Below are 6,198 nucleotides of genomic sequence, written 5' to 3' on the forward strand. Positions count from 1 at the left end.
CCTAGAGAGCGACCTGGGACGACGCCGACGAGGCGACGGCGGCCGCCGCCCGTGCGTAGTCGCGGACCAGGGGGCGGGTGTCGTCGGCGCGCCAGGCGAGGGCGAGGCGGGACTCGGAGACGCCCTCGACGGGGCGGGTGACGACGCCGCCGCGGGTGAGCAGCGGGGCGTTGCCGGTGGCGACCAGGCAGATCCCGAGGCCGCCGACCAGGGCCTCGTACGTCTCGTCGGCACTGGCGATCTCGGCGCCGACGACCGGCGGGCGGCCGTCCCGGGCGTCCAGGGCCAGCCAGTAGTCCCGGAGTTCAGGACCGGTGTCCGGCAGGGCGAGGAAGGGCTCGTCGAGGAGTTCGGCGAAGGCGATTCGTTCGCGGGCGGCCAGCGGGTGGTCCTCCGGCAGGGCGACGAGGCGCGGTTCGGTGGCGACGACGACCCAGCGGAAGCGTTCCGCGCCGGCCAGCGGCAGCCAGACGAAGGCCACGTCGCTGCTGCCGTCGGCGAGCCCGGCCGTGGGGTCCTCCCAGCCGATCTGCCGCAGCCGGGTCCGGGCCCGCGGGTGGGCCTCGGTGAAGCGGGAGCGGATCGCGGGCAGCAGCCCGCCGCGGCCGGGGCTGGTGCTCATCCCGACGACCAGGGTGCCGCGCGCCTCCTCCCGGGCCGCGCGCACCGCGCCCTCCGCCTCGTCCCACGCGGCGAGCACCGCGCGGGCGTGCGGCAGCAGGGCCGTACCGACGTCGGTGAGGCGGACGCCGTGCCGGTCTCGGTCGAAGAGCGGGGCGCCGAGCTGCCGTTCCAGGGCCCGGATCTGCTTGCTGAGCGCGGGCTGCGAGACGTAGAGCCGTTCCGCGGCCCGGGTGAAGTGAAGTTCCTCCGCGACCGCGAGGAAGTACCGCAGATCCCGCCCGTGCACGTCCGTGGTCATAACCATGGGCTATCACGACGGATCTTGGACGGGCAACGCCCTTGGCCCGCATGCTCGTTGTGTCGCCACCGCCGAGCCGATCGGCGGGCAGCCCACGAGGGGAACACCGTCATGAGCAAGGTCTGGCTGATCACCGGTGCCAACAGCGGCTTCGGACGCGCCTTCACCGAGGCCGCGGTCGCGGCCGGGGACGTCGTGGTCGCCGCCGCCCGCCGCGCGGGCAGCCTGGACGAGCTGGTCGCCGCCCACCCCGACCAGGTCGAGGCCGTCACCCTGGACGTCACCGACCACGCCGCGGTCGACCGGGTGGTGCGCGAGGTCGCCGAACGCCACGGACGCATCGACGTCCTGGTCAACAACGCGGGCCGCACCCACGTCGGTTCGGTGGAGGAGACCGACGACGCCGAGCTGCGTTCGCTCTTCGACGTGCACGTCTTCGGTCCGGCGGCGCTGACCCGCGCCGTCCTGCCGTACATGCGGGAGCGCCGCTCCGGAGCGATCGTGCAGCTCAGCAGTGTCGGCGGGCAGATGTCGATGGCCGGCTTCGGCGCGTACAGCGCGACGAAGTTCGCCCTGGAGGGCATGTCGGAGGCGCTGGCCGCCGAGGTGAACCCGCTCGGCATCCACGTCCTGATCGTCGAACCCGGGGCCTTCCGCACCAGCCTGTTCGGCAATGGCAGCCTCAGCGTGGACACGATCGCCGACTACGCGGACACGGTCGGCGCCACCCGCGCCTACGTGGAAGGCGGCGACGGCGGCCAGGCCGGCGACCCGGCGAAGGCCGCGGCGGCCGTCCTGGCCGCCCTGAACGCCGAGGAGCCGCCGCTGCGACTGGCGCTCGGCGACGACTCCATCGACACGATCTACCGGCACCTGGAGCAGGTACGGGGCGACCTCGCCGCCTGGGAGAAGGTCGGCCGCGACACCCGGCTGGAGCAGTAGCCGTCCCGGCGGGAGTGTCGAAGCCCGCCCGCCCGGGTGGGTCTCGGCGTCCCCCGGCGCCCGTCCGGTGCCGGGGGGCGCCTCAGGAGCCCAGCAGGCCCAGGACGGCGCGGACCGCGGCGGCCACCGGCTGGCCCAGGGTCTCGGCGAGCGAGGCGATGCCCAGGACCGTCATCAGCGCCTGCCGGCGCTGGGCCGGTTCGGTCTCCTCCTCGCCGGTGATGGCCGGGAGGTTCGCGTCGACGGCCTGCGCGTCCTGCGCCGACAGCCGGGGCCGCAACTCCTCCAGCAGCAGGACGAGTTCCCGTACGGCACGGGTCAGTTCGTCCGCCGCCCCGGCGTGCTCCGCGGAGGGAGCGCCCTGGTTGAAGACCATGCCGGTGTTGCCCGAACCGCCGTGCATGTTGACGGTGTTGCCGTAGTAGTGGTTTTCGCCGTCCGTCATGGCGCCATCATCCCCACGTTGCCCTGACCGCCGTACATGTTCACGGTGTCACCGAAGTAGTAGTTGCTCGGGCTGCCGATCATCAGCCGCTCGACCCGCACCTGGAGCTCGGTGTCCGGGTGCTCGATCGCGTGGGCGATGGACTGGACGAGCTGATGGAGCGTGGCCGGGTCGGGAGCGGTGACCAGCGCGGTGGACCGGCCGTTGGACTCGACCGCGAGCACGTGGTGGGACTTGGAGAAGACGACGATCAGCATGTCGACGAGGGCCCAGACGATGGTGAGGACCGCCACCCACCAGACCAGCGTCAGCCAGCCCTCGAGCTCCTCGCTCGCGCCGAACCGGACGAGCCCCATGAGGAACGTGAAGCCCAGCGCCACGCTCAGCGTGATCACCAGCCGCTTCAGGAAGCGTGCGACCGCCTCGCCCCGGCGCGGCTGGAGCAGGAAGGTGTAGACGCGGGCGATGTTGTGCAGCGGGTAGGCCGCCCCCGCGACCCACAGCAGCCGCTTGCTGATGACCATGTTCACGGTGCTCTGCACGGTGGGTGCCGCCACGGGCCGCGGCGGCACGGACGGTCGCGCCGGTGACGGGACGGACGCCGGCTCAGGTGACGGCGCGGAATGCGCTGCCTCCGGTGCGGGCGCGGAGTGCGGCTCCGGTGGCGGCGCGGACGGCTTGTCGGGTGTGGTCATGCTTCCCCCTGAGGCCTCGGTGAACGGAGACGACGAGACAAGCGGAGGTCTCCCGGGGCCCACAAGGTTCGAACAAGCCGTTCTCGCCGCTCGGCCGTACGCCGCCGGGGAAACCGACGGCGGGCCGCCGTACACAGCCGTGCGAAGCAGTGCCCCGCCGGATACGCGAAGGGCCCGCGCCCCGGGCCGGTCGGCCGGGGTGCGGGCCCTTCGTACGCTCGCGCGCGAGGACTACAGGAACGAGTTGATCTCGATCGTCTCGTCGCGGCCCGGGCCCACGCCGATCGCGGAGATCGGGGCGCCGGACATCTCCTCCAGGGCCTTCACGTACGCCTGGGCGTTCTTCGGCAGGTCGCCGAAGGTCTTGGCCTTGGTGATGTCCTCGGACCAGCCCGGCAGCATCTCGTACACCGGCTTCGCGTGGTGGAAGTCGGTCTGCGAGTACGGCAGCTCCTCGACGCGCCTGCCGTCGATCTCGTACGCGACGCAGACCGGGATCTGCTCCCAGCCGGTCAGCACGTCGAGCTTGGTCAGGAAGAAGTCGGTGAGGCCGTTCACGCGGGTCGCGTAGCGGGCGATGACCGCGTCGAACCAGCCGCAGCGGCGGTCACGGCCGGTGGTCACACCGCGCTCGCCGCCGATCCGGCGCAGCGCCTCGCCGTCCTCGTCGAAGAGCTCGGTCGGGAACGGGCCGGCGCCGACGCGGGTGGTGTACGCCTTGAGGATGCCGATGACCCGGCTGATCTTCGTCGGGCCCACGCCCGCGCCGGTGCAGGCACCGCCGGCGGTCGGGTTCGAGGAGGTGACGAAGGGGTACGTGCCGTGGTCGACGTCGAGCAGGGTGCCCTGGCCGCCCTCGAAGAGCACGACCTTGTCGTCGTCGAGCGCCTGGTTGAGGATCAGGGTGGTGTCCGCGACGAACGGCTTGATCTGCTCCGCGTACTGGAGCATCTCCTCGACGATCTGCGCGGCGTCGATCGCGCGACGGTTGTAGAGCTTGGCGAGCAGCTGGTTCTTGCCCTCCAGCGCCGCCTCGACCTTCTGGGTGAGGATCGACTCGTCGTAGAGGTCCTGGACCCGGATGCCGACGCGGTTGATCTTGTCGGCGTAGGTCGGGCCGATGCCACGACCGGTGGTGCCGATCTTGCGCTTGCCGAGGAACCGTTCCGTCACCTTGTCGAGGGTGACGTTGTACGGCGTGATCAGGTGGGCGTTGCCGCTGATCAGCAGCTTCGAGGTGTCGACGCCGCGCTCGTTCAGCCCGCTCAGCTCGGAGAGCAGGACCGCCGGGTCGACGACGACGCCGTTTCCGATGACCGGGGTGCACCCCGGGGAGAGGATTCCGGAAGGGAGAAGGTGCAGCGCGTACTTCTGGTCGCCTACGACGACCGTGTGGCCGGCGTTGTTGCCGCCCTGGTAACGCACCACGTAGTCAACGGACCCACCGAGCAGGTCGGTGGCCTTTCCCTTGCCCTCGTCACCCCACTGAGCACCGAGCAGCACAAGTGCGGGCACAGGCGTACACCCCTTCCGGGCGGGGCATGTCCAAGGTCAGGGGGCCGACGCCGCCTCACCGGTGTGCCCCGGAATAGACGAAGCCCCTGGCGCAATAGCGCAAGGGGCTCTTGCACAAAGAGACTACCCGAGGAAGGACCGAGGTGTCGGCTCACGACCAGCTGCTGGTCATCATCGACCCGGTCGCCCGCCGAAGTGACGGCGAGTCCGTGCGGATCGCGAAAGATGTGTTGTCGGCGGGCGCGGAAACGAAGATCTGCCTGCCGGACGATCCCGAGGAATTCGCCCGCGCCCTTGCCCGGCGCGGCTCCCGGCGCCCTGTGGTCCTCGGTGACGACCGCGCGCTGCTCCGCACCGTGACCCTGCTGCACCGCGAGCGGGAGGCGGGCGGCGGAACGCTCTCGCTCGTCCCGATCGGCTCGCCCGACCGGGTGGCGACGGCCCGCGCGCTCGGCGTGCCGGCCGGCACGGTCGCCGCGTCCCGGGCGGTCCTCGACGGGGCGGTGCGCCGGCTCGACCTGCTCGTGGACGACAGCGACGGCGTCGTCCTCGACCACCTCGACGTGCCCGCGGCGCCCGCCCTCGCCGCCGCGCCCGTCACCGTCTGGGACACCTGCCGCTCCCTGGTCCGCACCCTGGTCAGGCCCGCCCCGACGGCCCTGGCGGAGCGCGCGCACCGGCTGCGCGTGGAGGCGGACGGCGTGCTGCTCACCGACCTCGACACCCCCGTGGCGGGCCTCACCGCCCGCGCCCTGGCGGGCACGCTGTCCCTGACCCTGGTCCCGGCCGGCGCCGCGCCCGTCCACACCACGGCCCGCACCCTGACGGTGGCCGGCCCCGACTTCCGCTACCGCGCCGACACGACGGTCTCGGGCCCGGTCCGGCGACGGACCTGGACGGTACGGGCGGGGGCGTGGGGGCTGACGGTTCCCCGGGACGGCACCCGGGCCCAGGCCGTCCCCGATCCGCCGTGCATGGCCTAGGGGGTGTCGCGTCGCGAGCCGGGCCTGATCGGCGAGACACCGCCTAGGCTCGCGGTGGCACAGGAGGACAGAGGGAACGGGGGGTCCTGTGGTGGAGTGTGCGTTGGACCGGGAGGCGACCGCGCGGGCGCTCGGGCGGTACCGGCGGCGGGTGTCGCAGGGTACGGCGGCCGGCGCGGTCCTGGTGGGGCTCGCCCTCGTCTTCGTCTTTCTGCCCGCCGACGGCACCTGGGCGACGAACGTGGCCGCCGGCCTGGGCACCACCGGGCTGATCGTGCTGCTCGTCGGCCTCAGTGCGCTGCGGACCGCGGGACTGATGCGGCGGACTCTGGCGGCGGGCCCGTGGTCGGCGCACCCCGCCGTGGCGGTCGTCCGCGGCGGCATGGTTCCCGCGTCGGTCGTCCTGAGCTCCCCGGACGACGGGCAGGCGTGGCCGCTGGTCGTGGCGGCGACGAAGCAGCGTTTCGAGCAGGTACGGCCGGGCCCCGACGCCGTCCTGTGGTGGTGCGGCGACCCGGGCAGCGGCGGCGTGATCGCTCCGCCCGGTGGTGCGGAGCTGGTCTGGACGAGGGCGGTACGGGGCCACCACACCCGGCACCGGACCGTCGCTCTCGCGGCGGCCGCGGGGCTGCTCGACCGGCCGGCGCCCGTGCAGCCGCAGGGCTGTCTCTTACACCCATCGGACACTGCCGACAC

The 6,198-nt window shown here is 72.8% G+C and carries 7 protein-coding genes; 3 read left to right on the plus strand and 4 right to left on the minus strand.

The annotated features are described in order from the left end of the window. Position 1: 1 nt before the first annotated feature. Positions 2 to 922: a LysR family transcriptional regulator gene (locus ACFWJO_RS13185; protein ID WP_386864790.1), complete on the minus strand. Its 921-nt coding sequence runs from the start codon at positions 920 to 922 to the stop codon at positions 2 to 4. A 111-nt stretch (positions 923 to 1,033) separates the two neighbouring features. Between ACFWJO_RS13185 and ACFWJO_RS13190 the strand changes: the two genes are divergently transcribed. After that, positions 1,034 to 1,864 carry an oxidoreductase gene (locus ACFWJO_RS13190; protein ID WP_386864791.1) on the plus strand — a complete coding sequence of 277 codons (831 nt, stop codon included), beginning with the start codon at positions 1,034 to 1,036 and terminating at the stop codon, positions 1,862 to 1,864. A gap of 82 nt (positions 1,865 to 1,946) precedes the next feature. On the opposite strand, the gene ACFWJO_RS13195 is transcribed toward ACFWJO_RS13190, so the two are convergent. The 3 genes from ACFWJO_RS13195 to ACFWJO_RS13205 form a co-directional block, all read right to left on the minus strand. Next, complete coding sequence (locus tag ACFWJO_RS13195; protein ID WP_386864792.1) at positions 1,947 to 2,309, minus strand: hypothetical protein; 363 nt, start codon at positions 2,307 to 2,309, stop codon at positions 1,947 to 1,949. Then, complete coding sequence (locus tag ACFWJO_RS13200; protein ID WP_386864793.1) at positions 2,306 to 2,851, minus strand: DUF6232 family protein; 546 nt, start codon at positions 2,849 to 2,851, stop codon at positions 2,306 to 2,308. Before ACFWJO_RS13200 ends, ACFWJO_RS13195 begins: the two co-directional genes overlap by 4 nt. Before the next feature lie 384 nt (positions 2,852 to 3,235). Further along, complete coding sequence (locus ACFWJO_RS13205) at positions 3,236 to 4,519, minus strand: adenylosuccinate synthase (RefSeq protein WP_386864794.1); 1,284 nt, start codon at positions 4,517 to 4,519, stop codon at positions 3,236 to 3,238. A gap of 143 nt (positions 4,520 to 4,662) precedes the next feature. Between ACFWJO_RS13205 and ACFWJO_RS13210 the strand changes: the two genes are divergently transcribed. Both ACFWJO_RS13210 and ACFWJO_RS13215 read left to right on the plus strand, forming a co-directional pair. Further along, complete coding sequence (locus ACFWJO_RS13210) at positions 4,663 to 5,502, plus strand: diacylglycerol kinase (RefSeq protein ID WP_386864795.1); 840 nt, start codon at positions 4,663 to 4,665, stop codon at positions 5,500 to 5,502. Between the two features lie 103 nt (positions 5,503 to 5,605). After that, the coding region (locus tag ACFWJO_RS13215) for a hypothetical protein (RefSeq protein ID WP_386864796.1) at positions 5,606 to 6,198 on the plus strand (593 nt) is incomplete at its 3' end.

It is taken from the genome of Streptomyces sp. NPDC127092 (assembly GCF_042722475.1).
GTDB lineage: Bacteria > Actinomycetota > Actinomycetes > Streptomycetales > Streptomycetaceae > Streptomyces.